Origin of the sequence: Acidiferrimicrobium sp. IK (assembly GCF_025499425.1) — a bacterium.
Classification (GTDB): domain Bacteria; phylum Actinomycetota; class Acidimicrobiia; order Acidimicrobiales; family Palsa-688; genus Acidiferrimicrobium.
This window is the reverse complement of the sequence record NZ_JAIMCB010000009.1, coordinates 202031-227670: the sequence shown is the minus strand read 5'-3', so window position 1 is coordinate 227670 and position 25640 is coordinate 202031. Positions and strand designations below refer to the sequence as shown.

Annotated in this window: 25 protein-coding genes and 2 pseudogenes; 19 read left to right on the top strand and 8 right to left on the bottom strand. The window is 64.6% G+C overall.

The annotated features are described in order from the left end of the window. Nucleotides 1–63 precede the first annotated feature (63 nt). Genes K6U06_RS16325 through K6U06_RS16305 form a run of 5 tightly spaced genes read left to right on the top strand, consistent with a single transcriptional unit; the run spans nt 64 to nt 6351 of the window. The gene (locus tag K6U06_RS16325; RefSeq protein WP_262323017.1) at nt 64–717 is read left to right on the top strand and encodes a TetR/AcrR family transcriptional regulator; all 654 of its coding nucleotides are present in this window, start codon (nt 64–66) and stop codon (nt 715–717) included. An 11-nt stretch (nt 718–728) separates the two neighbouring features. Further along, a complete protein-coding gene (locus tag K6U06_RS16320) occupies nt 729–2327 on the top strand; it encodes an acyl-CoA carboxylase subunit beta (RefSeq protein WP_262323016.1) in 1599 nt (532 codons plus the stop codon). 7 nt (nt 2328–2334) lie between these two features. Then, complete coding sequence (locus tag K6U06_RS16315; RefSeq protein ID WP_410051059.1) at nt 2335–4356, top strand: biotin carboxylase N-terminal domain-containing protein; 2022 nt, start codon at nt 2335–2337, stop codon at nt 4354–4356. 48 nt (nt 4357–4404) lie between these two features. Further along, nucleotides 4405–5559, top strand: a complete 1155-nt coding sequence (locus tag K6U06_RS16310) for an acyl-CoA dehydrogenase family protein (RefSeq protein ID WP_262323014.1) — start codon at nt 4405–4407, stop codon at nt 5557–5559. Between the two features lie 18 nt (nt 5560–5577). Continuing rightward, nucleotides 5578–6351, top strand: coding sequence for an enoyl-CoA hydratase/isomerase family protein (locus K6U06_RS16305; protein ID WP_410051069.1), 774 nt, complete (start codon nt 5578–5580; stop codon nt 6349–6351). A gap of 263 nt (nt 6352–6614) precedes the next feature. Here K6U06_RS16305 and K6U06_RS16300 read toward each other — a convergent pair whose 3' ends face one another. Genes K6U06_RS16300 through K6U06_RS16280 form a run of 5 tightly spaced genes read right to left on the bottom strand, consistent with a single transcriptional unit; the run spans nt 6615 to nt 9961 of the window. Then, nucleotides 6615–7643 (bottom strand): LLM class flavin-dependent oxidoreductase, encoded by a 1029-nt coding sequence (locus tag K6U06_RS16300; protein ID WP_262323012.1) that lies wholly within the window; start codon nt 7641–7643, stop codon nt 6615–6617. Continuing rightward, the gene (locus tag K6U06_RS16295; RefSeq protein WP_262323011.1) at nt 7640–8287 is read right to left on the bottom strand and encodes a TetR/AcrR family transcriptional regulator; all 648 of its coding nucleotides are present in this window, start codon (nt 8285–8287) and stop codon (nt 7640–7642) included. The genes K6U06_RS16300 and K6U06_RS16295 overlap by 4 nt, the downstream gene beginning before the upstream one ends. Then, the gene (locus K6U06_RS16290) at nt 8284–8697 is read right to left on the bottom strand and encodes a Zn-ribbon domain-containing OB-fold protein (protein ID WP_262323010.1); all 414 of its coding nucleotides are present in this window, start codon (nt 8695–8697) and stop codon (nt 8284–8286) included. Before K6U06_RS16290 ends, K6U06_RS16295 begins: the two co-directional genes overlap by 4 nt. Next, the gene (locus K6U06_RS16285; protein ID WP_262323009.1) at nt 8694–9509 is read right to left on the bottom strand and encodes an enoyl-CoA hydratase/isomerase family protein; all 816 of its coding nucleotides are present in this window, start codon (nt 9507–9509) and stop codon (nt 8694–8696) included. Before K6U06_RS16285 ends, K6U06_RS16290 begins: the two co-directional genes overlap by 4 nt. Then, nucleotides 9506–9961: an acyl-CoA thioesterase gene (locus tag K6U06_RS16280; protein ID WP_262323008.1), complete on the bottom strand. Its 456-nt coding sequence runs from the start codon at nt 9959–9961 to the stop codon at nt 9506–9508. Before K6U06_RS16280 ends, K6U06_RS16285 begins: the two co-directional genes overlap by 4 nt. Nucleotides 9962–10057: 96 nt before the next feature. On the opposite strand from K6U06_RS16280, the gene K6U06_RS16275 reads away from it, so the two are divergent. The 9 genes and pseudogenes from K6U06_RS16275 (at nt 10058) to K6U06_RS16240 (ending at nt 19014) form a co-directional block, all read left to right on the top strand. Beyond that, on the top strand, nt 10058–11206 hold the full coding sequence (locus K6U06_RS16275; RefSeq protein ID WP_262323007.1) for a thiolase C-terminal domain-containing protein: 1149 nt from the start codon (nt 10058–10060) through the stop codon (nt 11204–11206). Next, a complete protein-coding gene (locus K6U06_RS16270) occupies nt 11203–12240 on the top strand; it encodes an NAD(P)H-dependent flavin oxidoreductase (protein WP_262323006.1) in 1038 nt (345 codons plus the stop codon). The genes K6U06_RS16275 and K6U06_RS16270 overlap by 4 nt, the downstream gene beginning before the upstream one ends. Before the next feature lie 11 nt (nt 12241–12251). Continuing rightward, nucleotides 12252–13811 carry a class I adenylate-forming enzyme family protein gene (locus K6U06_RS16265; protein WP_262323005.1) on the top strand — a complete coding sequence of 520 codons (1560 nt, stop codon included), beginning with the start codon at nt 12252–12254 and terminating at the stop codon, nt 13809–13811. Beyond that, nucleotides 13801–14985 carry an acyl-CoA dehydrogenase family protein gene (locus K6U06_RS16260; RefSeq protein ID WP_262323004.1) on the top strand — a complete coding sequence of 395 codons (1185 nt, stop codon included), beginning with the start codon at nt 13801–13803 and terminating at the stop codon, nt 14983–14985. The genes K6U06_RS16265 and K6U06_RS16260 overlap by 11 nt, the downstream gene beginning before the upstream one ends. A 4-nt stretch (nt 14986–14989) precedes the next feature. Then, nucleotides 14990–15751, top strand: a complete 762-nt coding sequence (locus K6U06_RS16255; RefSeq protein ID WP_262323003.1) for an SDR family NAD(P)-dependent oxidoreductase — start codon at nt 14990–14992, stop codon at nt 15749–15751. Between the two features lie 229 nt (nt 15752–15980). Beyond that, the gene (locus K6U06_RS16250) at nt 15981–16625 is read left to right on the top strand and encodes a GPR1/FUN34/YaaH family transporter (protein WP_316044729.1); all 645 of its coding nucleotides are present in this window, start codon (nt 15981–15983) and stop codon (nt 16623–16625) included. Further along, complete coding sequence (locus tag K6U06_RS16245; RefSeq protein ID WP_262323002.1) at nt 16625–16909, top strand: hypothetical protein; 285 nt, start codon at nt 16625–16627, stop codon at nt 16907–16909. Before K6U06_RS16250 ends, K6U06_RS16245 begins: the two co-directional genes overlap by 1 nt. A 320-nt stretch (nt 16910–17229) precedes the next feature. Then, a pseudogene (locus tag K6U06_RS24780) lies at nt 17230–17458 on the top strand (acyl-CoA dehydrogenase family protein); the annotation flags it as partial. A gap of 203 nt (nt 17459–17661) precedes the next feature. Next, nucleotides 17662–19014, top strand: coding sequence for an acetyl-CoA hydrolase/transferase family protein (locus K6U06_RS16240; RefSeq protein ID WP_262323001.1), 1353 nt, complete (start codon nt 17662–17664; stop codon nt 19012–19014). A gap of 272 nt (nt 19015–19286) precedes the next feature. Here the strand turns inward: K6U06_RS16240 and K6U06_RS16235 are convergent, their stop codons facing one another. Further along, on the bottom strand, nt 19287–19544 hold the full coding sequence (locus K6U06_RS16235) for a hypothetical protein (RefSeq protein ID WP_262323000.1): 258 nt from the start codon (nt 19542–19544) through the stop codon (nt 19287–19289). A gap of 107 nt (nt 19545–19651) precedes the next feature. Between K6U06_RS16235 and K6U06_RS16230 the strand changes: the two genes are divergently transcribed. Further along, nucleotides 19652–20968 (top strand): transposase, encoded by a 1317-nt coding sequence (locus K6U06_RS16230; protein WP_262322999.1) that lies wholly within the window; start codon nt 19652–19654, stop codon nt 20966–20968. After that, nucleotides 20910–21224, top strand: a complete 315-nt coding sequence (locus K6U06_RS16225; RefSeq protein WP_262322998.1) for a transposase — start codon at nt 20910–20912, stop codon at nt 21222–21224. The genes K6U06_RS16230 and K6U06_RS16225 overlap by 59 nt, the downstream gene beginning before the upstream one ends. 210 nt (nt 21225–21434) lie before the next feature. On the opposite strand, the gene K6U06_RS16220 is transcribed toward K6U06_RS16225, so the two are convergent. Next, a complete protein-coding gene (locus K6U06_RS16220; protein ID WP_262322997.1) occupies nt 21435–22526 on the bottom strand; it encodes an IS630 family transposase in 1092 nt (363 codons plus the stop codon). A gap of 111 nt (nt 22527–22637) precedes the next feature. On the opposite strand from K6U06_RS16220, the gene K6U06_RS16215 reads away from it, so the two are divergent. The 3 genes and pseudogenes from K6U06_RS16215 to K6U06_RS24770 all read left to right on the top strand — a co-directional run bounded on the left by K6U06_RS16215 (nt 22638) and on the right by K6U06_RS24770 (nt 24210). Continuing rightward, nucleotides 22638–23441 carry a transposase gene (locus K6U06_RS16215; protein WP_262322996.1) on the top strand — a complete coding sequence of 268 codons (804 nt, stop codon included), beginning with the start codon at nt 22638–22640 and terminating at the stop codon, nt 23439–23441. Further along, a pseudogene (locus K6U06_RS24775) lies at nt 23363–23644 on the top strand (transposase); the annotation flags it as partial. The gene K6U06_RS16215 and the pseudogene K6U06_RS24775, both read left to right, overlap by 79 nt. Nucleotides 23645–23796: 152 nt before the next feature. Next, nucleotides 23797–24210, top strand: a complete 414-nt coding sequence (locus tag K6U06_RS24770) for a transposase (RefSeq protein ID WP_410051068.1) — start codon at nt 23797–23799, stop codon at nt 24208–24210. Between the two features lie 313 nt (nt 24211–24523). Here the strand turns inward: K6U06_RS24770 and K6U06_RS16205 are convergent, their stop codons facing one another. Then, complete coding sequence (locus K6U06_RS16205) at nt 24524–25606, bottom strand: CaiB/BaiF CoA transferase family protein (protein ID WP_262323031.1); 1083 nt, start codon at nt 25604–25606, stop codon at nt 24524–24526. Nucleotides 25607–25640: the final 34 nt, after the last annotated feature.

Here is a 25640-nt window from a genome sequence, read left to right as displayed (position 1 = left end):
GTGGTCCGGGACATCAGGAGGGTGGACGGGCATGTGCAATCGCCCAGCGGAGGGAGTCGTAGCGTGACTGAGGATGCAAGTGGGAAACGCAAGGCGCTACGGCAAGCCCGCCGGCGGAAGGAGATCCTCGCCGCGGCCGCGGAGGAATTGGCCACCTGTGGTTACCACGAGGCGAGTTTGCGGCGAATTGGCGAGCGGGTCGGGCTTTCGAAGCCCAGTCTCTACTACTACGTGTCATCTAAGAGCGACCTGCTTGCTGAGTTGCTGACCGACGCGATCGAGACCCAGCCGATCGAGGTCGGACAGGGCGAGCCCTCCGAGCGTTTGCGAACTTTCGTCCATACGCACGTGAGCCGTGTGGTGAACACGGTGGCAGGTAAGGCATTGGCTCAGAACAGTGCGGTGCTGATGTCCAGGTCGGCCCCGCGCGGGCTCGCCGAGGCTCGGGGACATTACGAGGACGTCCTGATGTCGATCCTAAAGGCTGGTATTGAGGCTGGTCAGTTCCGGGACGTGCCACTGCGACCCGTAGTCAAGTTCATCTTCGGGGGACTCAACTCGCTTCCGCAGTGGTACGAGCCCGACGGAAGGATCTCCCTCGATCGGATGGTCGACGACATTATGGCGATCCTCTTGACGGGTGTTCTCAATAGCGACCAATTGCAGGAGGCGGCGGTGATCCGCAGCGATCTAGCGCGCCAAGTTGCATTCAGATGAGATGAGGGGATATGCAGGTAGTGCCAGATCGCGTGGATGCCTCGTCCAGCGCATTTCAGGAAAACAGGCAACACCTCATCCAAAAACTGGCAGAGCTCGACGCGGTCCTCACTGCGACGCTTGCCGGCGGCGGCGAAAAGTCTGTAGCGCGACATCGCGCACGCGGAAAGATGCTGGCGCGCGAACGCATCGAGCTTCTGCTCGATGAGGACTCGGCCTTCCTGGAGCTCATGCCTTTCGTCGGATGGCACAGTGAGTTCACGGTGGGAGCCAGCCTGGTGACAGGCATTGGAGTCATCGAGGGCGTGGAGGTCATGGTGATCGCACACGATCCGACGGTGCGGGGCGGCACGTTGAATCCGCACAGCTTCAAGAAGGTCTCACGGGCGATGGAAATTGCGAAGGAGAACCGGCTGCCCCTCATGACACTCGTGGAGTCGGGAGGCGCGGACCTTCCGACGCAGGCGGAGGTGGCTATTCCGGGCGGTCGCATGTTCCGCGACCTGACCGATCACTCCGCGGCCGGCCTACCCACGATTGCCTTGGTCTTCGGTAATGCAACTGCCGGCGGTGCCTACATGCCAGGGATGTCCGATTACGTGGTCATGGTGCGCGGGCAATCAAAAGTCTTCCTCGGGGGGCCGCCACTGGTCAAGATGGCTACGGGAGAAGAGTCCGACGACGAGTCGCTCGGCGGAGCGGAGATGCACGCCCGGACCTCCGGCCTCGCCGACTATCTTGCGGAGAATGAGGTAGATGCAATTCGTATCGGCAGGGAGATTGTGCGACGGTTAAACTGGCGCAAGTTGGGACCGGGGCCCAGCGAACCACCCGACGAGCCGCTCTACCCCGCAGAACAGCTCCTGGGCATTCCCTCGTACGAGCCAAAGGTGCCGTTTGATCCGCGTGACGTGGTCGCCAGAATTGTTGACGGCTCGCGGTTCGATGAGTTCAAACCCCTCTATGGCAGCTCCCTCGTGACCGGCTGGGCTTCCCTCCACGGGTACCCGCTGGGCGTGCTGGCCAACGCCCGAGGCGTGCTCCTGAGCGAGGAGGCCGAGAAGGCAGCCCAGTTCATACAGTTGGCTAACCAGGTTGATACACCTCTGCTGTTCCTGCAGAACACGACGGGCTACATGGTGGGCAAGACCTACGAGCAGAACGGAATCATCAAGGACGGAGCCAAAATGATCAATGCGGTCACCAACAGTCGAGTGCCGCATCTCACCGTCAACATCGGCGTCTCATACGGTGCAGGCAACTACGGAATGTGTGGTCGTGCCTTCGGCCCTCGCTTCCTTTTTTCCTGGGCCAACTCCAAGACTGCGGTCATGGGGCCCCAGCAGCTAGCCGGCGTGATGTCGATCGTAGCTAAGCAGTCCGCTGCCGACAGGGGCGTTCCGTTCGATGAGAAGGCGGACACGCGAATGCGCGAGGCAGTGCAGGCCCAGATCGAGCGTGAGGAGACTGCGTTGGCCAACAGCTCAAGGGTGTACGACGACGCGATCATTGATCCGCGCGACACCCGGACCGTTCTCGGCATATGCCTTTCCGTCGTCCACAATGCCGAAATCCGTGGTCAGCGCGGCTACGGTGTCTTCAGGATGTGAGAGAGCCATGACTTCCATGAAGATGCTGCTGGTCGCAAACCGGGGGGAGATTGCGCGGCGAATCTTCCGCACCTGTCGTGAGATGGGCATTGCCACGGCCGCGGTCTACTCCGACGCCGATGCGGACGCACTGCACGCTTCAGAGGCGGATGTAGCCGTGCGGTTGCCCGGCGTGACACCGGCGGAGACCTACCTGAACCCCGACCTCCTGGTGACTGCCGCCATCGCTGTGGGCGCGGACTCCGTTCATCCAGGGTACGGATTTCTCTCAGAGAACGCCGCCTTTGCTCGTGCCTGCACCGACAAAGAGCTGACGTTCGTTGGTCCGCCCGCGGAGGCGATCGAGGCGATGGGATCCAAGCTCACCGCCAAGACGATGATGTCGGCCGCCGGCGTCCCGACCCTGCCGTGGACTGACGTGTCCGACCTCGAAGAGGACAAGCTCCGAAGGGTCGCAGAAGATATCGGCTACCCGTTGTTGGTTAAGGCGTCGTCCGGTGGTGGGGGGCGAGGCATGCGTCAGGTGCTCGACGGACATGGGTTGTTCGATGCTGTGACGGGCGCCAAGCGCGAGGCTGCAGCGGCCTTCAGCGACGCGACCGTGTTCCTTGAGCGACTGGTTGTCCAGCCTCGCCACGTCGAGATCCAGGTACTGGCGGACTCTCATGGCAGCGTGGTCGCTCTGTTTGAACGGGAATGTTCGATCCAGCGTCGATACCAGAAGATCATCGAGGAGAGCCCCTCACCTGCAGTCGACGACGCACTGCGCGAGCGGATGGGCAATGCCGCAGTGTCGGCCGCGCGAGCCGTTGGCTACGTGGGTGCGGGGACCGTGGAATTCGTGATGGACACTGACGGCCACTACTACTTCCTCGAGATGAACACGCGGCTGCAGGTCGAGCACCCGGTCACTGAGCTCGTCACCGGCATCGATCTGGTCCGGCAACAACTGTTGGTCGCCATGGGAGAGCCGGTTCCCGCCGAGGTTTCGGAGGCAGTGATCACCGGTCATGCCGTGGAGGCGAGGCTCTACGCCGAGAACCCGGTGGAGCAGTTTCTGCCCCAGACCGGGACACTCGAGACGTTCGACTTCGACACGGTGCCAGGAGTACGCATCGACAGCGGCGTGGAATCCGGATCATCGATCAGCCAGTACTACGACCCCATGGTGGCAAAGGTGATCTCCTGGGCGCCTAACCGCGCCGAAGCGATCCGCAAGCTCAGCACGGTGCTCGCAGGCGCCCGGATCCACGGGCTGGTGACCAACCGGGACCTCCTGGTTCGGATCCTCCGGCACCCAGAGTTTCTGGCCGGCGATACCGATACGGGATTTCTAGTCCGCCATCCGCCTGCAGAACTCGGCAAGCCGTTGGCCGAGCCGGAAGCAGAGCAGTTACATGCGGTGGCTGCCAGCCTGGCTCTTCTCGCTCAGAAGCGAGCTAATGCGTCGGTACAGCAGACAGTTCCCGCGGCATGGCGGAACAACGCCTCCCAGATGCAGAACGTCACCTTCCAGGTGGCTGAAGCCCAATACCGGGTTGACTATGTGCTCGCTCATGGCACCGTTCTCGCGCGCGTGAACAACGAGGACTTTCCAGAGCTGCTCCTCCGAACGCTGGCCCCCGAACGGGTGATCCTCGAAATCGACGGTGTGCGCACCGCCTTTGAAGTCACCATCTCGGGAGAGGCAGCCGCCTCTTGCGTTGTCCATGTGGACAGTCGGCTCGGCTACACCAAGCTGATCCGGGAGCCGCGATTCGGGGCGCCGAGCGCGGCCGAACCAGGCGGCTCGCTCACGGCCCCCATGCCGGGCAGCGTCGTACGCGTCCTGGTTGAAGTTGGCGAGGAGGTCATTGCCGGTCAGCCACTGCTCATCTTGGAAGCCATGAAGATGGAGCACACAGTAACGAGCCCCTACCCAGGTCTGGTCCGGGAGGTCGCGGTTAATCAGGGAGCAGCAGTCCGCGACGGTGAGGTTCTGGTGGTTCTCGAGCAGGAGGACGAGGGGAGACCCTTGTCTCGGTACTGATGAGCATTTTGAGCGTTCGGGATTTGGACTTCGGTAAGGAGATGACAGGTGGAGTTTCACGAAACTGAAGAGCAGCAGGCGCTGCGTGGGGCGGTCGGTAAGCTCGGGCGATCGTTTGGCCACGAGTACTTCGTCGAGACGGCGAAGTCTGGTGGCAAGAGCACCGCACTCTGGCAGATGGCAGGAAAGTACGGCTTCCTGGGAGTGAACCTGGCAGAGGAGTACGGGGGTGGCGGTGCCGGGGTCTACGAGTTGCAGATCGTGGCCGAGGAGTTGGCAGCCGCTGGCTGTCCGCTGCTCATGCTGGTGGTCTCCCCTGCCATTTGTGGCTCCATTATCCAGACTTTCGGCGGCAAGGAGCAGCGAGAGCGCTGGCTGCGGAGCATCATCAGCGGAGAGTCGATCATGTCCTTCGCTATCACCGAGCCGGACGCCGGCTCGAACTCACACAACCTGGCGACCACCGCCACCCGCGATGGCGGCGACTATGTGCTTCGCGGAACCAAGTACTACATCTCTGGTGTCGACGAGGCCGACGCCATCCTCGTCGTGACCCGGACCGGCACCGACCATGCGGGACGTGGTCAACTGAGCCTCATCGTGGTTCCCACGGACGCCCCAGGCCTGTCAAAGACAGTGATCCCGGTTGAGATGACCGCGCCGGAGAAACAGTTCACGCTGTTCTTCGACGATGTCCGGGTCCCTACAGAGAACCTGATTGGCACCGAGGGTGACGGCCTACGCCAGCTCTTCCAAGGTCTCAATCCCGAACGCATCATGGGTGCCGCCGTCGGCAACGGCATCGCCCGATACGCTCTCGAGAAGGCCGCCGACTACGCCCGTGTGCGCCAGGTCTGGGGTGTTCCCATCGGCACACACCAAGGCGTAGCGCATCCTCTTGCGCATGCGAGGATCAACGTCGACCTCGCCCGGCTAATGACGCAGCGTGCCGCGTGGTTGCACGATGAGAGAGATCCCCTTGCTGGGGAGGCCGCGAACATGGCGAAGTTCGCGGCCGCCGAGGCGGGGATAGCCGCCCTCGACCAAGCCATCCAGACCCACGGTGGCAATGGGCTATCTACCGAGTACGGCCTGGCCACCCTGTGGGGACCGATGAGGCTTATGCGGACGGCGCCGATCAGTCGCGAGATGATCCTCAACTACGTCGCCCGGCACAGCCTCGGCCTGCCGAGTTCTTACTGAGGAGTGCGGATGAAACAGATGAAAACTGCCACCGACGCGGTCACCTATGAGGTCGTCAACGATGTCGCCTGGGTGAGACTCAACAGACCAGAAGCACGGAACGCTATCAACGCAGCGGTTCGCGCCGGACTGTTCCAGGCCGTCGAACGCTTCAACGCCGATACGGAGGCCAAGGTCCTGATACTCACCGGAACGGGTGACGCTGCCTTCTGCGCAGGAGGTGACCTGAAGGAGATGGCGCAGCAACGCTTGGCCCTGCCACCACGCGACTTCATTCCGTACTTCGGTCGGACGGTTGCTGTGAACAAGCCGACGATCGCAGCCGTGAACGGCGTGGCCTACGCCGGTGGCTTCCTCCTGGCGCAGATGTGCGACTTGGTCGTCGCAGCAGACCATGCCCGCTTCGCGGTGACAGAGGTCAAAGTTGGTCGCGGATCCCCGTGGGCGGCACCGTTGCCCTGGATGATTCCGCCGCGTGTGGCAATGCAGTTGCTTCTGACCGGCGACCCTATCGATGCCACGAGGGCCCGCGAAGTCGGCCTCGTCAACGAGGTTGTGCCGGCCGAGCATCTGCGCGAAGCCGCTCAGGAGATGGGCGAACGGATAGCAGTCAATGCCCCGCTCTCCGTCGCTGCATCCAAGGCGATGGTCTACGCGTCGGCTGATCGCGGCTGGCACGATGCGCTAGACGAGGCGGACCGAATCTGGGAGCCGGTCTACCTGAGTGCCGACGCACAGGAGGGTCCGCGAGCTTTTCGAGAAAAGCGTGCACCACAATGGCAGGGCCGGTGACCGGCAACACGACACCGCCGGCCGAGAAAGCGTTTCTATTGACGCATCCGTGGGCGTGAGTCCCCGGACGCAACGAGCGAAGCGATCGTGAGGCGGGGTTGCTGGGGTGGAGGCTGCCCAGCTGGACAGTAGGGGGTCTTGACACGGACCCGATACTGAAGCTCGCTCCGTACCATTCATGTTCTGGGATAGTTTGCGTCCTCGCACTGTGCCGGTGGCGACGCGGCTGGGGTTCGCCCGTTCGGGCCTGACCAGGCCGCGGGTTATCGAGTCCATCCCGCCCGGAGAAGAGTCGTGATGAGTAGTTGCGTTATCTCCGAGGCGCGCGTGGCGCTTAGGCCGTATGTGGGTGGCGCGAGGACCGTCGTGTGGCTGGGACGAACGCGCTCCGATAGCCTGTGTATCACGTCTTCGGGGGTGCCAGCGAGAGCGAAGGCATCGAGAACGCGGTCGCTTACGGCTGAGGCCATCGCTGCCAGATCGCGAGCTTCGTATGCGGAGCGGATGGCGTGCCGTTCCCGTTCGAAGCCCAGCTGCTCAAGCCGGTATGCATAGGTCTGTGTTGCCGCGTACAGGGCTATTTGTTGGGCGGCCTCGTGGCGTGCTTGGGCGGCGTCGTCGGCGACGGCACAGATGACGAACTGGACGTGCTCGATCTCTGACACGTTCCGGCCGGCTCGGTTGGCGCCTTCTCGGATCCATCTTTCGTACGCGTCGAGGTCCTGGTCGGAGGACATCGGGTGTCCGATGATCCCGTCGGCGATCTCTCCCGCGAGTCGGGTCATGCCCGGACGTACCGCTGAGAGATAGAGAGGAATCGATTCGCGGGGTGCGGGTGTGGGGCGGACGAATCCGGTTAGGTCGAAGTGGTAGTAGTCGCCGTGTGGCATGACTGGCGATCCGCCGGTCGAAAGGGTGGACAGAGACCGGAGGGCGTTCAGGTACTCGCGCATGCGGGGTACGGGCTTGCCATAGTCAATGCCATGTAGGCGTTCGACGTAGCGCCGCACCTGAGAGCCGAGCCCGAGGATCAGGCGGCCTCCGGCAACATCGTCGAGGTCGAGTGCTTCGATGGCGGTGGTGAGCGGAGTGCGGACGAACGCTTGCACCACGCCGGTTCCAACACGGACCTTTGAGGTCGCGCGGGCGATCGCAGCGGCTGCCTGAAATCCGCTGTGCCAGTATTCGCCCGCCCAGACAGACTCGAAGCCCGCCGCCTCGGCCTGAGCGGCTAGCGTGCCGATCTCACCGATCGACATCGTGTCACCGAAGAGGTAGATGCCAAGCTTCATGGGGTGTTGTTGTCGATAAAGAGCTGCAGCAATGTGTCAGCGACAACGTCGGCAAATTCCTCTGGCGGGGTTAGCTCACTCTGGTGGAACCAGGAGGGGATGAAGTTGATGGCCCCGTGCATCAAGAGGCGTGCGACCGGTGGCTTCGAAACATGGAACTCACCCCGGCGGATGCCCTTGTCTATGATGGATTTGAAGATCTCGTCGTGGTGGTCGACGAAGGCGCGAAGACGATCCCGTGCAGTTTGTGGCAGACCGAGATCGTGCAGAAACAGGGAGGCACCAGCCGGCTCGTCCCGGACCAGTATGACCACCTGCGTGCGTATCAGGGCCCGCAGGTGCTGACGAGGAGGCAGCGAACTTTCGGCCACAGCTGCTAGGCGCTCAAAGGTGCTGCTTGCTGTGCGCTCCAAGCAGGCGAGGACCAGGTCCTCTTTGCTGGGGAAGTAGTGATAGAGCGAGGCCTTTGATACGTCAAGTGTCTCCGCAATCTCGTCGAGGCTGGTCGCCGCGTAGCCCCGTTCCGCGAGATGGCTCGCGGCGACCCTCAGGATGTCGTCTATCCGCTTGGCCCTGCGGCGGTCAGCGCGACGGGGGGGTGCCTCACCAGATGGGGGCGGTGTTGTCGCCGTAGGCCTGGTCATTCCGGGTGGAACCGGGCTTCGGTCCAACCCTCGTGGGGTACGAAGTGCGGGCTGACATGAAGCCCCGCGGCTGCGGCCGCCCCTGGTTCGAGCCGCCCGACGATCCGACCGCCTCCGTCGAGATCGACAGTAACCAGAGTATAGGGAACCTCTCCGGCGAAGGCCGGCTGGAACGCGCGGTGGACGGTGACCCACGAGTAGATCGTGCCCTTGGTTGCCTCGCGAATCTCGAAGTCCGTAGAGCCGCAGTAAGGGCAGGAGGGCATGGGTGGGAAGCGACGCTTTTGGCAGGAGCTGCATTCCTGCAGGAGCAGCTGGGAGCGGGCGAGACCGTCCCAGTAGAATTGGGAGTCGATGTCGGGTGTCGGGCCGACCACCGCGGGGGTCTGCTCGCTCGGGGCTGTTGTCATTGTCCTGTCCATCGGGGTGTGCGCTTCTCGAAGAACGCCTCGAGACCTTCTGGTGCGTCGGCGCTCGTGAGGCAGTACCGAGAGGTGACCTCACGCTCGAGGCGCAGTGCAGCTTCGACGCTCGTCCCCGCGAAGAAGGACGAGTTGAGCGTCGTCTTGGCGTTCGCGACGGCGAGTGGAGACTTCTTGACCACCTCTCTGGTAAGACCGACGGCTGCTTCCACGAGTGTTCCGTCGGGCACGACGCGGGAGATGAGCCCCCAGGCCGCGGCCTCCTCCGCCCCGAGCAGCCGGCCGGAAATGATGAGCTCCCGTGCCCGTGACGGCCCAACGACCCGCGGCAGCATCGTGAGGACCCCACCGCCTCCCATCTGGCCGTATGGGAGGTGCGCGTCGCCGATCTTGGCTGATTCCGCCATGAGGGCGATGTCGCAGAACAGCACGAGCTCGATGCCGCCGGCGATCGCGATGCCGTTTACCAAGGCGAGTACCGGTTTGGGGTACTGGGGAATCCGCTGGAAGGTCTCGTGGATGTCAGCGAGGAAGCGCGGGAAGCCGTGCGGGTCGCGCTGCAGAGTCCGGTACTTCTTCATGTCGCCGCCAGCGCTGAAGGCTCGCCCGGAGCCGGTGATGGCAATGACCCGCACAGATGGGTCCGCGGCCGAGGCGTCGAGGACGCGGCGCAGCTCTATGACCGTGTCCCAGTCAAGGGGGTTCATCTCTTCCGCTCGGTTCAACGTGACGAGTGCCAGCGCCGGCTCGCCGTCCACGTCTATGCGCTCGGCTACGACCGTATCGGCGTTGCTGCTCACTGAGTGCCTCCCTCGTTGTCTGGGCGATAGCCTGCTTCGAGCGCCCCCCTCAGCCACGTCGGCAGCGACTGCCGCTCCGCAGCCGCCCGACCTCCCGGCCCGGGGCGGCAGTAGCTCACATAGGCGTGCGTGACCAGTGTCTCGACGGCCACTTCGTCAGTGCTCGGCCCCCAGACCGCGCACTGCAGGGTGAACGAACTGGCGCCGATCTTGGCGGCCGACAGCTCAAGACGGCAGTGGTCGTCGAGACCCAACATCGACCGGTAGTTGACGTTCACACCGACGACGGGCGTGGCTTCCTTCGCCGAGATCATCGAGCTGATCGGATGCCCGAGTTGTTCGAGCCAGTCTCCGAGCAGAACCTCTGTCCACCGCAGGGGACTCGCGTAGTAGATGATGCCCGCGGCGTCGACATCGGCCATGGTGACCCGCCAGCTGCCTTTGATCAGCACAACCATACTCTACCTATCAGTCAAGAAACGGGTCAAGGGGGGGATTCCAACTCTTGGGTTGACTTCCTCTGGCGATCCCGTCTATTATCCGTACCAGTGGAACGTGCAACCGCGATAGCTGGCGTCGGCTACACCAAACTGTCGAAGCGCTCGGGTCGCAGCGTGCTCGACCTCGCCACCGAGGCCTGCAGGGCGGCCATCGAGGACGCTGGACTTGGTCTGAGCGATGTGGACGGGGTGGGTAGCTTCATGGTGCTCGGAGACTCCGTCTCAAGCGAGGCGGTTGCGACCGCACTGGCGCTTCGCCAGAGCCGGTACGTGATGGACTTCCAGCAGGGCGGCCAGTCACCGGCTTGGGTCGTGGCCAACGCAGCCATGGCGGTGAGCCTTGGCTACGCCGAGAACGTGGTTGTCTTCCGCGCTCTCAACGGGCGCAGCGGCATCCGTGTCGGCAGCTCGGCCTTTCTCGGCGGCGCCGGCCAGTACCGCTACCCCATCGGCTACGACACCTACATGCAGTACATCGCCATGTGGGCGAGGCGCTACCTCATCGAGACAGGTCGCCAACCCGAGGAGTTCGGCGAGATCCCGATAGCACAGCGCTGGTACGGAGAGCGCAACGAGCGGGCGATCCAGCGCAAGCCCCTCGATCGCGCGGCCTATCTCGCGTCGTCGAAGGTCGTCGACCCTTTCCGCGTGCCGGACTGCACGAGCGAGGTGGACGGCGGATGCGCGGTGCTTGTCACCACTCTCGACCGAGCCCGTGACCTGCCGCACCGGCCGGCTCGGATCGCCTCGGCCGCCTACAGGGCCGGCGCTCGCCCCGGGCTCGACATCGGCGACCATCTCCTCTACCGCGACTACACGCACAACTTCACCTCGCTGCTTCGCGACGAGTTGTACGCGCGGGCAGGGATCGGACCCGAGGATGTCGAGTTCGCAGAGATTTACGACTGCTTCTCCTCTACGGTTGTCTTCGGTTTGGAGGGTCTCGGCTTCTGCGGCCGCGGTGAGGCGGTCGACTTCGTGGCCTCCGGTGCCACCGCCATAGACGGACGGCTCCCGGTCAACACCAACGGAGGCCTCCTCGCCGAAGGGTACCTGCACGGGATGAACACCATCGCGGAAGCGGTGCTACAAATCCAGGGCCGATGCGGCGAACGCCAGGTTCCCCACAACGAGGTAGCCGTCGTCACCTCTGGCGCGCTGGTGGACGGCTCGGCGATGGTGCTGGTGGCGGCATGACTACACTCCCGACCCCTTTCACCGAGCTCGTCGGAATCGACTACCCGATCGTGCAGGAAGGCATGGGGCCGTTCAAGACCTCGAAGCTCGCGGCGGCGGTGAGCGAGGCAGGCGGGCTCGGCACGGTGAGCATGCCCGGGATGACAACCGAACCGAGCGTGGCAGCACGCACGCTGCGCGAGCACATAGAGGAGACCGCCTCGCTCACCCGGAAACCGTTCGCCGTCAACGTCCCCGTCGGTCGGGCGGCCGACGGGGAGGTGTTGCCGGTCTCGGAGGCGTACATCCGCGCCGTTGTCGAAGCGAGAAAGGCCGATCCGGTAATCGCCCGGCAACTTCGGGTCCTCACGACCTCGGCTGGTTTCCCGGGCGAGTTCCGGGACTTGATCGCGGACGCCGGACTTATACACATGCACAAGGTCGGCTCCACCCGCCAGGCAGTGAAGGCAGAGCGGCTCGGCGTCGACGTCGTTATCGCTTCTGGCTACGAGATGGGTGGCCATACCCACACCGTGCCGATGCACACGTTTGTGCTCGTGCCCAACGTGACCGAAGCGGTCTCGATCCCGGTTCTGCTGTCGGGGGGGGCCCGGGACGGACGGACACTGGCGGCTGCGCTCTGCCTCGGAGCCGCCGGGGTTGCTATGGGCACGCGGTTCATCGCATCCGAGGACAACCGCGACTGGCATCGCGCCACAGCCAAGCGGATCGTTGATGCCGCCGAGGGCGACGACACCATCTTCCCTGGTGTGTACAGCCCGGCGCGCGGTCTGCGCAGCGCCGGAGTCGAGCGTCTCACCGAGATGATGCGGAGCGGTGCGACCGACGACGAGCTGTTGGCCTACAAAGACCAGGCGCTGATCCGAGCCGAAGAGGACGGCGACCTGGACTCGGGCATCCTCCCCGCTGGCCAGGTCGCCAGCGGCATTCACGACATCGTCTCGGTCGCTCATCTCGTGCCGGAGATGGCTGCCGAGGCCGCCGCGGTGCTGCACCGACTATCGGCAGCGGCGCAACTGACCCGCTCCACCTGAGGAGGCTCGACATGCCGATGCTCGTGCACGACTTCATGCGCAAGGCAGTGATCCGCCACGGGGACCGACCGGCATTGGTCGATTCGCGCGGCACGCTCAGCTACAACGAGTTGTGGGAGCGTTCGGCGCGCCTCGCCGGCGGCCTGCGATCTCATGGGATCGCCAAGGGTGACCGGGTGGTGGCTGTCATGCACAACCGAAATGAGTGGGTGGAGACCGACCTCGCGGTTTCAATGATCGGTGGTATACGGGGACGGTTGAACGCCCGCGACGGAGAACGGGAGTGGACGGTCACACTGGAAGACCTCACGCCCAAAGTGGTCGTAGCCGGACCCGAATTTGTCGACACTCTCGAACGAATTCGGTCCGCCTCCCCGAACGTCGGCGACTTCAGTCTCCTTGTCCTCGGGACAGGGAGTTCGTACGAGGAGCTGATAGACGCCTCCAAGCCCACAGATCCTGTGCCGGTCGATGAAGACGACATCTACCTCGTTTTCCACACGTCGGGCACCACCGGACGCTACAAAGGTGCCGTCTATCTGCACCGCAACTGGTTCAACACCTACCGGAACATCATGGCGCTGTTCATGGGTGGTCTCGACCACACCGACGCGCTCCTGCACGTCGGGCCGTTGTCCCACCAGTCGGGGATACTCACCGCTCCAGCCCTCTACCAAGGCGCCCGCTCGGTGATGATGGAGCACTTCGACCCCGAATCGTTCTTCGAGATCGTGGAACGGGAACGCATCAGCTGCACGATACTAGCGCCGGCCATCATCAACATGCTCGCCACCCACCCCTCCGCGGCAGCGGCCAACCTATCAAGCCTGAAGGTGATCTATTACTCTGGCGCGCCGATATCGCCGACCGCGCTGTCCAAGGCGATGGAGGTATTCGGGCCGATCTTCCTGCAGGGCTACGGCTCGACCGAAGGCGGCACCGTTTACAATACGATCCTTTATCCCGACGAGCACGTCCGCGCACTCGAGCACAACCCCGAGCGCCTGTCCTCATGTGGACGGCCGGTCCCCTTTTTCGACGTCCGTCTCGTAGACGACGATGGCCATGAGGTGCCCGTCGGTGAGATGGGCGAGATATGGGTACGTGGCGACGCGGCCTCCGTGCGCTACTGGAACCAGCCTGAGGCGACCGCTCAAGCCTACGAGGACGGATGGTTCAAAATGGGAGACCTCGCCATCCGTGACCCCGAGGGGTACATCACCATCGTCGACCGTAAGAATGACATGATCGTGAGCGGCGGCCTCAACGTCTACCCTCGCGAGGTCGAGGACGCCATCGCCTCCCACCCAGCCGTACGTGAGGTGGCAGTCATCGGCGTGCCCGATGAGAAGTGGGGTGAGGGCGTCATGGCTTGCATCGCCCCAGTAGCAGGCGCCACGCCGACGCTCGATGAGATCCAACAGCACTGTCGGGACGTGGGCTTGGCCAGCTACAAGAAGCCGATCCGGCTCGAGCTGGTCGACGAAGTCCCAAAGACCGCGGTTGGCAAGCTGTTCCGCCGGGCCCTTCGCGAAAAGCACTGGGCCGGGGAGAGCCGACGTGTCGGGTGAACCGGGGCGCCTCGACGAGCTTTCGGCCTTCGACGAGGGCGACGCTCTGCTACGCGGCGGTGTCCGCTCCCTCCTCAAACGCTACGACAGAAGCTACTTCTTGGCTTGTTATCGCGACGGGCGCGAGCCTGATGCGTTGTGGCGGGAGTTGTGCGCCGCCGGGTACGTGGGCACGGGCGTGCCCGAACAGTTCGGAGGAGGTGGTGCTGCCCTCGATTCCGCTGTTGCCGTCGCCGAGGAGCTCGCCGCTGCGGGGCTTCCCCTGTTGTCGTTCATCATGACCGAACTGTGCCTGCCGGTGATCGCTCGTCATGCCTCGCAGGAGCTGGCGACCCGGCTTCTGCCGCCTATCGTGTCCGGCGAACGCCGTCTCGCGTTCGCCATCACCGAACCTGACGCCGGGACGAACTCCTTCGCTATGAAGACCACGGCAACGCCCTCTGGCTCTGAGTACGTCGTCTCCGGGCGCAAGCGCTGGATCTCCTCGGCTGGGAATGCCGAGGATCTTTTCCTGGTATGCGCAGCCGGCGACCGGCCCAGTTCTCGAGGGCGGCGGCCTCTCACAATCCTCATGATCGACCTTGCCGCTCCGGGCGTCTCGACAGAGCTACTGACAGCGGACGCGGGCACACCCGAGCGCCAGTACGACGTCGTGTTCGACGACCTGCGGGTGCCAGCGGGAAACCTCGTCGGTGCCGAAGGCGAGGGCGCCACAGCGTTGTTCGAGGCGCTGAACACCGAGCGAGTCCTGATCGCTGCGTTCGCCTACGGCCTCGGATTCCACTGTGTCGAAAGGGCTGTCCACTACGCTCGGGAACGAGCGCCGTTCGGTGATCCAATCGGCAGCTACCAGTCCGTCCAGCACCCCCTCTCCGCGCTGTGGGCCGAGTTGAGCGCCGCCAGGGCGCTCAACCGTGAGGCGGTTCGTGCTGTCGGATTGTCAGACGCTTCGGCAGCAGGCCTCGCCAACGCCGCTAAGTGGCTTGGCAGCGAGGCCGCTAACCGCGCCGCCGACCACGCCATTCAGATCCACGGCGGCAATGGCATCACCGACGAGTACGACCTTGTGCCGCTGTGGCGTACCACACGCCTGATGCGGTTCGCCCCGATCAACAACGAGATGGTGCTAAACCAGATCGGTCAGCATGTACTCGGCTTGGCGAAGTCATACTGACGCGGTGCCGATCCTCGACCGCTTCCGGCTAGACGGCCGAGTCGCCATCGTAACCGGCTCATCGTCCGGGCTCGGTGTCGACTTCGCGGTGGCGCTCGCCGAGGCTGGAGCTGATGTCGTACTCGCCGCCCGTCGCCCGGATCGCCTGGCCCAGACCAAGCACCTCGTCGAGCGAACGGGTCGTCGGGCGGTCGCTGTGCCGACCGACGTGGCCGTTCCCGACGAATGCCACAGGCTAGTCGCTGCCACAATTGACACCTTCGGTCGCGTCGACGTTCTTGTAAACAACGCTGGGGTCGGGACAGCCGTCCCCGCTAGCCGGGAGACGCCCGAGCAGTTCCGGCGAGTCATCGACGTCAACCTGAGCGGCTGCTACTGGATGGCCCAAGAGTGCGGGCGAGTCATGCAACCCGGATCTTCGATTGTCAACATCGCAAGCGTTCTAGCCCTGACGACCGCCGGTCTCCCCCAAGCGGCCTACACGGCAAGCAAGTCTGCACTCCTGGGGCTAACCCGTGACCTCGCACAGCAGTGGACGGGGCGGAAGGGTATTCGAGTGAACGCACTTGCACCGGGTTTCTTCCGCTCCGAGATGACCGACCAATACGCTCCCGGCTACGTCGAAGAGCAGATGCAGCGGACATTGACGGGCCGTTGGGGCGAAGGAGACGAGCTTGCCGCCGCGCTGGTCTTCCTCGCCAGCGACGCAAGCAGCTACGTAACCGGCCACACGCTCGTCGTCGACGGCGGGGTAAGCATCACTTGAGCCACCATGCGTAGCTCCTTCCAGTTCCAACTAGCCGAGTGGTCGGTGCGCCAGCGGCCCGTCCTCGGCGCCGCTGTGCCACTTGCCGTAGCAGGCGGTGGCGGCCGTCGACGCAGAGCGAGGGGCCGGTGGGTTGATCCAGGCGCCCCGTATAGAGCACCGCAGAGCACCAAGCAGAAGCACCACGACCGTCCGGGACTACCGACGGCCAACACGTCTATAGGGGGTCATGATGTCGGAACAGATCACGTCCACACAGGTTAGGCACACCACTCCGCCGCCGCCCGCTGACGCCGCCGCCGCGGGTATTAGCGTGTTCACGGTGGCGGTTCTTCTGCTCGGTTTGCAGTTTACCGATGCGATCCCGGCCACCAGTGGGCTGGCGTTCATTCCGATGCTTTTCGTGTGCGGCTTGACCCAACTCATCGTGGGTGCCATCGCGGTTAAGGGAGGCGACCATGTGATAGGGCTATTCTTCTGCACGTTTGGTCCATTCCTGCTCTCGTTTGCGGCGCTGAACGTGGGGCTCATACACGGCTGGTGGCCCGTACCGGCCACCGATCTGGCTCACGTGCAGGGCGCTTTCCTGATCGGCTGGACCGCCGTGCTGTCCCTATGGCTGCTGCTCAGCGTCGTGCTGCCGCTGTTCTTCAGCCTGCTGCTTCTGCTGATCAACGGCGCGTTGTGGACCCTCGTCGGCGGGATCTGGAATTCGAACGCGGATCTGGAGAAGGCCTCGGGTTGGCTGCTGCTGGCGTGCGCAGTGGGAGGCGGCTACTTCATGGCCTCGCGATGGTTGAAGTGGGAAGGCCTCGATGTCCTCCCGCTGGGTCGTGCACTTGTCCGTGCTCGGCATGGCGACGGAGCGTTTTGATGACAGATCAGTCCCGGACGACCCGGGAACAACTCGCCGGCCGGCTCGATCACGTGACGCGCGCTCCTTCGCCGCGCACGACCCACCCCGTGGAGTTCCTGGCGGCCCGCTTCGACGCCGGATTGGCCCGGGTGCACTATCCCGATGGTCTTGGTGGTCTCGGGTTGCCGCGAGCGTGGCAGGGCGACGTCGACGCCCAGCTAGCCGAGACCGGCGCCCCGCTGCACTGCACGACTCCGCCCGCAACGGGATCGGGCTCGGCATGGCAGCGGCGACCACTTTAGTGCTCCTCGCTGTTTCGTGTGGGCGGATGCGTCCGCACCTTCTCGACTACCCCCTCCATCGTGGACGGCCTTTGGCGGTGGTTCCCAGTGGGTTGGGGCCACGGCCAGGACCGCCTGGCGGCGGTCTGTCCCCATGGTCGTGGCCATGAAATCCCAAGTCACGGTGCCGTCAAGGCCGAGCCCTCCGGGTGGCCTTCGGCCAGGCTTGACAGCAACTCGCTGCCAGTCATCGGGCGCCTGGCCGGGATTCGTCGGGCTACTGCTGAGTGCCTTTCGGGGCGTCGGGACCGGACCTGCCCACACGAACAAACGAGGGACGCATTTTAGGTTTTGGTACGCAGGACCAGAAGAACCGGTTCCTAAGGCCGTTGTGGCTGGGTGAGGAGATCTGGTGGCAGCAGTTCAGCGAGCCGGGCGCAGGCTCCGATCTTGCCGCGGTCGCGACGCGGGCCGTCGCTGATGGTGACAGCTGGCGGGTGACCGGACAGAAGGGGGACTTCCAGCGCGCACCACACGCAGTTCGCGATCTTACGTGCCCGTACGGATCCGTGCCGTGCCCCAAGAGCGACCCAGCTAGCGCCCGGAACGGCTGGAGGCCTACCGGGGGCACAGCTCGCCCAGCTCATCGCTCTACCAAGCGGCTGAGGGCCGGACCAACACGGACCGGGCTAGGCAGGGCCAGAGCGAATTTACTAAGCGGGACTCTGGCAGCAACATCATACCGAAAGGAAGTAGGAACGGAAATGTCGGGGATGGAGACTTACAAGAAGAAGGTGGTATCACCCCATCAGGCCGCGCGCGCGGTGAGGTCAGGCGACCACGTTTACATCGGGGTATTCAACCCCTACCCCGCAGCGGTAGTGAAGGCGCTGATCGCCCGTCGAGATGAACTGATGGACGTGAAGCTGTTCGATATCCCGTGTCCCCACCCTAGCGTCGACTATTTTCAGGAATTGCTGGCGATTCCGACGAGCGAGAAGCACATCAAGACGATCACCGGGTTCACAACACTCCCCGCTCAAAGAGAGCTGATTCAAACTGGCCGCGGGGACCAAATACCCGTTCATTTCTCCGACATTCCTACTCTCTTGGACCAGAAACGGGCGAGAATTGATGTGGCACTTGTTGAGGTGTCGCCGCCAGACAATGCGGGTTTCTGTAGCTTCGGGGTCGGGGCTGGGTATACCAGGGCGATGATTGAGAACGCTCGTACAGTCATCCTTGAAGTCAACGAAAGATGCCCACGGCTGCTGGGAAATTGCATGGTTCATATCGATGAAGTCGATTACATTGTGGAAAATCACAAGGCGCAGCCGATCGTGCCAGATGTTCCTCCGTGCGAGCTAGATAAGAGGATCGCTGCACACATTGACGCCTTGGTTGAGGACGAGTCAACCATACAGTTGGGGTTCGGAGGCATACCGAACGCGGTTGCCCACTGCTTTGAGCATAAGAAAGGACTGGGGGTTCACACGGAAATGATTGTAGACGCGTATATGAGCCTCTTCGATATGGGAGCCATCACCAACAGACACAAAACGGTTGGCCGAGGCAAATTTGTCGCCACCTTTGCTTCCGGCACCCAGGACCTGTATGACTGGATAAACGACAATGGAAGCATTGATATGCGTCCCGTATCTCAGACGAATGATCCTTTCGTGATCGCGCAAAATCCGAAGGTTGTAGCGATCAACTCGATAATTATGATTGACCTCACTGGGCAAGCAACGTGCGAATCGATCGGGCCTCTTCAGTACACGGGTTCCGGAGGACAGATGGATTTCACCCGCGGAGCGTCTAAATCCGACGGTGGCAAGGCTATTCTCGTCACCTATGCGTCAGGGAACAAAAGTCAACAACTTTATGAAACGGCACCAACACTCGCCAAGGGCGACAGGGTGTCTCGCATTGTCCCACAGCTGCCACCGGGGGTGATCGTGAGCACTCCGAGAAACGACGTCGACTGGGTAGTGACTGAATACGGCGCGGTAAGCCTGAAAGGCAAGCCCCGTCGGCAGAGGGCGGAGTTGTTGATCAGTATTGCCGACCCGCTTTTCCAGCCACTTCTAGAGGAAGAAGCTAGGCGGCTCCACCTACTGGAGTAGTTGGCAAGCCGACATCGGCCCTGACGAGGCAGTGGGGGGCAGTGGGGGCATGCGCGACGCGGGGCTCATTGTGAGATAACGGAGGTGATTGCAGTTAGGGGGAGCACTCGACGGGCTGAGAGTGCTGGATCTGACCCGGCTGTTACGCGGGCCGAGGTTGTCCCGCTGAGGGCGGAAATTTGAGGTGGCGGTCCCCCGCCTGATGCCGAGTGGTAGGTGTCGGGCGTTCGATCAAGACATCCGATCAGGAAGGGAACCGCCAACATGAAGGACTACCAGAACTCGGCCGGCCACTCGGGCACGTCACGCTGTGGGTCGCCCTGGCGGATGAGGACGAACAGAGCGGCGGACCTTCTCCCCACACCCATGCGGCTGCCGCCGGCGGCGATCGCACCACCGGCGGCGCCGACCACCAGACCCAAGACGGGCACGAACAACAACAACCCGATCACCGAGCCGAGCAGGCCGCTCCCAACCGCGCCTGTGCCCGACCCGCCGCCGCGGGGCTCCGCCTGCCGCGACGGCGACACCCTTGGTGGTCACCGAGCTGGACCGTCTCGCCCGATCGCTTCTAGGAGACGCCTGATTTAGTCGCTGCTCGATTCGCGATCTGCGGGCGGGTGGGCGAGAATTGGCCATGGCGCTCGGTCGTTCCAAGGTCCAGCCCCGCTTCGAGGATCCTCGGAGCCTGCTCGGTGACCGGCTGCGGGGGATCTACCTGCTGTTGGCCGAGCACGGCGCAGCGATGTTCGCGGACGACTACTTCGCCGATCTGTACAAGTCCTCCAAGCTCGGGCGCCCGACGATCCCCGCCAGGGTGCTCGCGACGGTGATGCTCCTTCAGTCCCACGAGGGCCTCTCCGACCAGGAGGCCTGCGACCGCTTGGAGCGCGATCTTGCCTGGCAGGCAGCCGCCGGGGTGGATGTCGGTGCCGAGTCGTTCCATCCGACGACCCTCGTCGGTCTGCGCAACCGCCTGCGGGGCTCGGCGCGTCCTCGCCGGCTGTTCGAGGACACCAAAGCGGCAGCAGCCGAGGCGGGCGTGCTCGGAAACCGGGTGCGGGTGCTCGACTCGACGCCAATCTACGACGCGGTGGCCACCCAGGACACGATCACCCAGCTGCGCTCGGCGATCCGAAAGCTCCTCCGTGCCCTCGATCAGCGCGCGCCCGAGCTGGCGGCGAAAGTCCGCTCGGTGCTCACCCGCGACGACGACTACGCGGAGCCGGGCAAGCCGAGCTGTGACTGGGACGACGAGGCGGCCCGCGAGAAGCTCGTCGATGCGCTCGTCCGGGACTGCCTCGCCGTCCTCGGTGTCCTTGACGGAGAGGAGCTCGACGGCGCCGTCGCCGACGCCGCACAGCTCGTGGCGATCGTGGCGGGCCAGGACGTAGAGCAAGGTGACGACGGGATCTTCCGGATCGCCCGGCGCGTCGCGAAGGACCGGATCATCTCGACGGTCGATGTCGAGGCCCGACACGGTCACAAGTCCCACAACCGCCGCTTCGACGGCTACAAGGCGCACCTGTCGGTCGACCCCGACGCCGAGCTGGTCTGCGAGGTGATCGTCACCCCCGCCAACACCCACGATGCGACCCCTGTCGAGGACCTGCTCAACGAGCACGCCGCCGACGAGGTGAAGCCGATCCGTGATGGGCGACTGCGCCTATGGGACCGCAGAGACCCTCTCCCGGCTCGAAGACGCCGGCTACGAGGACGTGAAGGCGAAGGTCGCCCCCGCCACCGGGCGAGCGGGTCGCTTCGGCAAGGACGACTTCAGCGTCGACCTCGAGGCCGGAGCGGTCACCTGTCTCGCCGGCAACACCGCTGCCATCCGCACCGCCAAGGACGGCTCGGGGCTCGCCGACTTCGCTTCGCAGTGCGCCGGCTGCCCGTTGCGGACCTCGTGCACCACCTCGTCGTCGGGGCGCACCGTCACGATCCACGCCCGTGAGGAGCTCCTCCAGGCCCACAAGGCCCAACAGCGCGACCCCCGATGGCAGGAGGTCTACACCGGCACCCGGCCCAAGGTGGAGCGCAAGATCGCCCACTTCGTGCGCCGATCCTGGGGAGGACGAAGAGCCCGGGTCCGGGGCCAGGCCCGCATCGCCACGGACGCCGACACCCGCGCCGCGGCCCTCAACTGGTCCCGCCTCGCCACCCTCGGAGTCAACTTCTTAGGCGGAACGTGGACCACCGCCCCACCGTGAGGACAATCGACCCGCCGCCGCACCCCTCCCCACCCCCCCCGTGACCCCCGAACGCCCGAGAACCCCCGAACGACACCGGAACGACCCGGGTAGCGGGGGGCACGCGGACCGGATCGGCACCCAGGGCAACTCCCGATGACCCCTGCGAGCGCGCTCCACGTCATCCGGCGGCCCCACTGGCTCACGGACCACCTCTACTTCAGGAGTCTCCTAGTGTCCTCCGCCGTTAATCCGTTGTAATAGTCGTCCAAGCTTTTCGAGGATCTGGTCGGCGGTCTTGGTCCAGATGAACGGCTTGGGGTTGTCGTTCCATGCTGCAATCCAGGCACGGATGTCGGCCTCCAGAGCTTGGACGCTGCGATGGTCCGAGCGTTGCAGCAGGTCGGCGGTGATGTAGGCGAAGAACCGTTCGACCTGATTGATCCAACTCGAGTAGGTCGGCGTGTGGTGCAGGTGGAACCGGGGATGGCGGTCCAGCCAGGCCTTCACCGCTGGCGACTTGTGAGTGCCGTAGTTATCGCACACCAGGTGGATGTCGAGTCCGTCGGGGACCGTGGCGTCGATCTTGGCCAGGAACTTCTTGAACTCGATCGAGCGGTGCCGACGGTGCAGTGAGGAGATGACCGACCCGTCGGAGGTGTTGAACGCCGCGAATAGGCTCGTCGTGCCATGCCGTAGGTAGTCATGCGTGCGTTTCTCGGGCATATACGGCATCATCGGGAACGCCGGCTGCGAGCGGGCCAGCGCCTGCACTTGTGACTTCTCGTCCACGCAATAGACAACGGCGCCGTCAGGAGGGTTGAGGTAAAGCCCAACGACGTCGTACACCTTGTCCACAAACAGCGGATCGTTTGACAGCTTGAACCCGTCGGTCCGGTGCGGTTTCAGCTCGAAGGTCTTCCAGATCCGCCCGATCGTCGATGCTGACAGCCCGGAGCGCTCGGCCATCTTCGCTCTCGACCAGTGCGTGGCATTCGATGGCGTCTGCTCCAGCGTGGCGACCACCACGTCCTCGACCTGTGCGGCGGTGATCGTGGGCGGCCGTCCCGGACGGGGATCATCGACGAGCCCGTCGAGGCGGGACTCTACGAACCGTCTGCGCCACTTACCGACTGTCGCCTGATTGACCCGCTCGCGTTCTGCCACCGCCTTGTTCGCCAATCCCTCCCCGCAGGCCAGCACGATCCGAGAACGTAACGCCAACGCCTGAGACGACTTCGCCCGCCGAGACCAGCGCACCAGCTGATCACGCTCTTCGTCGGTCAACACCAACGCTGCTTTCGGTCGCCCGGTCCGTGCCATTCCAAAGCATAACACACTTACGCGGCTTACTTCAGGCGGATGACACTAGGAGCGTCCTGAAGTAGTCGTAGTTGGATTCGCGTTCTGTGGGCGGGTCGGCGAGACTTGGGTATGGCGCTCGGTCGGTCGAAGGTCCAGCCCCGCTTCGAGGATCCGAGGGTCCTGTTGGGGGATCGGCTGCGGGGGATCTACCTGTTGTTGGCCGATCATGGCGGGGTCATGTTCGCCGACGACTACTTCGCGGACCTGTACAAGGCGTCGAGGTTGGGACGCCCGACGGTGCCGGCTCGGACGTTGGCCACGGTGATGATCCTCCAGGCGCACGAGGGCCTCTCGGACCGAGAGGCATGCGATCGTCTGGAGCGGGACCTGGCCTGGCAGGCCGCAGCAGGGCTGCCCACGGGGGCGGAGTCGTTCCATCCGACGACCCTGGTCGGGTTGCGGAACCGTCTGCGTGCCTCGGCCCGTCCCCGACGGCTGTTCGAGGACACGAAGGCCGCCGCGGTCGAGGCGGGGGTGATGGGCAGGCGGGTGCGGGTGTTGGACTCCACGCCGATCTATGACTCGGTCGCCACCCAAGACACCGTCACCCAGCTGCGCTCCGCGATCCGCAAGCTGCTGCGAGCGCTGCACCGCTGCTGGCGGCCAAGGTGCGGGCCGTGCTGGCCCGCGACGACGACTACGCAGGACCGGGGAAACCAGCCTGTGACTGGGACGACCCTGCGGCCCGGGAGGTGTTGGTTGACGCGTTGGTCCGTGACTGCGCCGCTGCGCTGGCCGTGTTGGACGGTGAAGCGCTGGAGGGTCCGGCCGCCAATGCGGTCGAGTTGCTGGCTGTGGTCGCCGGCCAGGACGTCGAAGCGGGAGACGACGGGGTGTTCCGCATCGCCCGGCGGGTCGCTGCCGACCGGGTGATCTCCACGGTGGATGTCGAGGCCCGTCACGGGCACAAGTCCCATGACCGCCGTTTCGACGGCTACAAGGCGCACCTGTCGGTCGACCCCGACTCGGAGCTGATCGACGAGGTGATCGTCACCGCGGGCAACGTGCACGACTCGACACCGGTGGTCGACTTGCTGGCCGGCCACGCCGACGACAAGGTGAAGCCGACGGTGATGGGTGACTGTGCGTATGGGACCGCCGAGACCCTGGCCCGCCTCACCGACGCCGGATATGACGACGTGAAAGCGAAGGTGGCACCGGCCCGGGGGCGGGACGGACGGTTCGGCAAGGACGACTTCACCGTCGATCTCGACGCCGGCCGCATCACCTGCCCGGCCGGGAAGGTGGCGGTGATCCGAAGCGGCAAGGACGGCTGTCAGACGGCTCGGGTCGAGCGGACTTCGCCGGTCACTGCACCGCCTGCCCGCTGCGCGAATCGTGCACCACCTCGGCGTCGGGGCGGACCGTCACCATCCACGCCCGAGAAGACCTCCTCCAAGCCCACAAGGCCGCTCAAGCCAGCCCGGAATGGCAGGAGGCATACACCGGCACCCGCCCGAAGGTCGAGCGCAAGATCGCCCACTTCGTGCGCCGCAGCTGGGGTGGGCGCAAAGCAAGGGTCCGGGGCGCGATCCGTATCGCCACCGACGCCGACACCCGGGCCGCGGCGGTCAACTGGGCGCGCCTCGCCGCCCTGGGCGTCACCCGCCATGGCGGGGCATGGACAGCCGCCCCACCCTGACCACGATCGAAGACCCGCCCGCTCCGATCGTCTTGCCCTCCCGCTGCTCCCGCCCGCCCCGAAACCCTCCCAAACAGAGGGAACCGGGAGCCAAGCAGGACCAGAAGAGCAAGACAACCCCGACACAAGCCACCCGGTCCCGCCAGACCGCCCTCCCACACCCGTCCAACCCCGCCACAGGCCGCACAGCAGCCCCGTACTTCAGGACTCACCTAGGTGGCCACCAGTGGGGACCGCAACTTGGCCATTGACACCTGCGCATGCCTGCACGGACCCATCCAGAGGTCTGAACTTTCTCCGTGGTCTTGAGTGGTCAGTCGCCGAGCCACTCGGCGAGGACTTCCTCGGTGTGCTGGCCGGGGATGGAGGGTGGGCGCCTGATGTTGCCTGGTGTGCGGGAGAACCGCGGCGCAGGGCCTGGTTGAACGATGCCGTCGTGTTCGACGAAGGTGTTTCGGGCGCGCAGGTGCGGGTGGTGGGGGGCTTCTGTCATGGAGAGCACGGGGGCGACGCAGGCGTCGCTGTCTTGGAAGGCGTCGGTCCATTCCTGGCGGGTTCGGCTGGCGAAGGCGGTGGTGATCCGCTGGCGTAGCTGCGGCCAGGTCGTCGGATCCTGTTGTGCATCGTCAGGGACGGTGATTCCGAGCCGGTCGACGAAGTCGGCGAAGAACTGTGGCTCGAGGGCGCCGACGGCTATGTGCTCACCGTCGGCGGTGCGGTAGATACCGTAGAAGGGGGCGCCACCGTCGAGGAGGTTGGTGCCTCGTTCGTCGGCCCAGACTCCGGCGCTGTGCAACGCGTAGAACATGGTCATCAGGTGTGCGGCGCCGTCGACCATGGCGACGTCGACGACCTGCCCGCGTGCGCTGGTGCGGGCTTCGTGGAGCGCGGCGAGCAGGCCGACGGCGAGGTAGAGGGCGCCGCCACCGAAGTCGCCCACGAGGTTCAGCGGTGCCTGGGGCGGGCCGCCGGCGCTGCCGATGGCATGCAGGGCGCCGGTGGGGGCGATGTAGGTGATGTCGTGGCCGGCCGTGTTGGCCAACGGCCCTGTCTGTCCCCAACCGGTCATCCGCCCGTAGACCAGCTGCGGTCGGCGCTGCCAGCAGGCCTCCGGGCCGATGCCGAGGCGCTCGGCGACGCCGGGACGGAATCCCTCGAAGGCCACGTCTGCCTTGGCGACGAGGCTGAGGGTTAGGTCGAGCCCGTCGGTAGTCTTGAGGTCGGCTGCGACGGATCGCTTGCCGCGGTTGAGCAGGTCGCGGGACCAGGGCAAGAGTAGGCCCTCTGTGCCGGGGCGTTCGACGCGTACGACGTCGGCGCCCAGGTCTGCGAGCAGCATGCCGCAGAAGGGTCCGGGTCCGATCCCGGCGAACTCGAGCACGCGAACGCCGTGCAGTGGTCCTTGCGCGGGTGGGGTGTCTTGGGGAGAG

Bases quoted from the DNA above. Each gene is read 5' to 3' on its own strand.
- K6U06_RS16320 (WP_262323016.1), top strand. From the start codon at position 729: ATGCAGGTAGTGCCAGATCGCGTGGATGCCTCGTCCAGCGCATTTCAG.
- K6U06_RS16315 (WP_410051059.1), top strand. From the start codon at position 2,335: ATGACTTCCATGAAGATGCTGCTGGTCGCAAACCGGGGGGAGATTGCG.
- K6U06_RS16305 (WP_410051069.1), top strand. From the start codon at position 5,578: ATGAAAACTGCCACCGACGCGGTCACCTATGAGGTCGTCAACGATGTC.
- K6U06_RS16300 (WP_262323012.1), bottom strand. From the start codon at position 7,643: ATGAAGCTTGGCATCTACCTCTTCGGTGACACGATGTCGATCGGTGAG.
- K6U06_RS16295 (WP_262323011.1), bottom strand. From the start codon at position 8,287: ATGACCAGGCCTACGGCGACAACACCGCCCCCATCTGGTGAGGCACCC.
- K6U06_RS16290 (WP_262323010.1), bottom strand. From the start codon at position 8,697: ATGACAACAGCCCCGAGCGAGCAGACCCCCGCGGTGGTCGGCCCGACA.
- K6U06_RS16270 (WP_262323006.1), top strand. From the start codon at position 11,203: ATGACTACACTCCCGACCCCTTTCACCGAGCTCGTCGGAATCGACTAC.
- K6U06_RS16265 (WP_262323005.1), top strand. From the start codon at position 12,252: ATGCCGATGCTCGTGCACGACTTCATGCGCAAGGCAGTGATCCGCCAC.
- K6U06_RS16250 (WP_316044729.1), top strand. From the start codon at position 15,981: ATGATGTCGGAACAGATCACGTCCACACAGGTTAGGCACACCACTCCG.
- K6U06_RS16245 (WP_262323002.1), top strand. From the start codon at position 16,625: ATGACAGATCAGTCCCGGACGACCCGGGAACAACTCGCCGGCCGGCTC.
- K6U06_RS16240 (WP_262323001.1), top strand. From the start codon at position 17,662: ATGGAGACTTACAAGAAGAAGGTGGTATCACCCCATCAGGCCGCGCGC.
- K6U06_RS16230 (WP_262322999.1), top strand. From the start codon at position 19,652: ATGGCGCTCGGTCGTTCCAAGGTCCAGCCCCGCTTCGAGGATCCTCGG.
- K6U06_RS16220 (WP_262322997.1), bottom strand. From the start codon at position 22,526: ATGGCACGGACCGGGCGACCGAAAGCAGCGTTGGTGTTGACCGACGAA.
- K6U06_RS16215 (WP_262322996.1), top strand. From the start codon at position 22,638: ATGGCGCTCGGTCGGTCGAAGGTCCAGCCCCGCTTCGAGGATCCGAGG.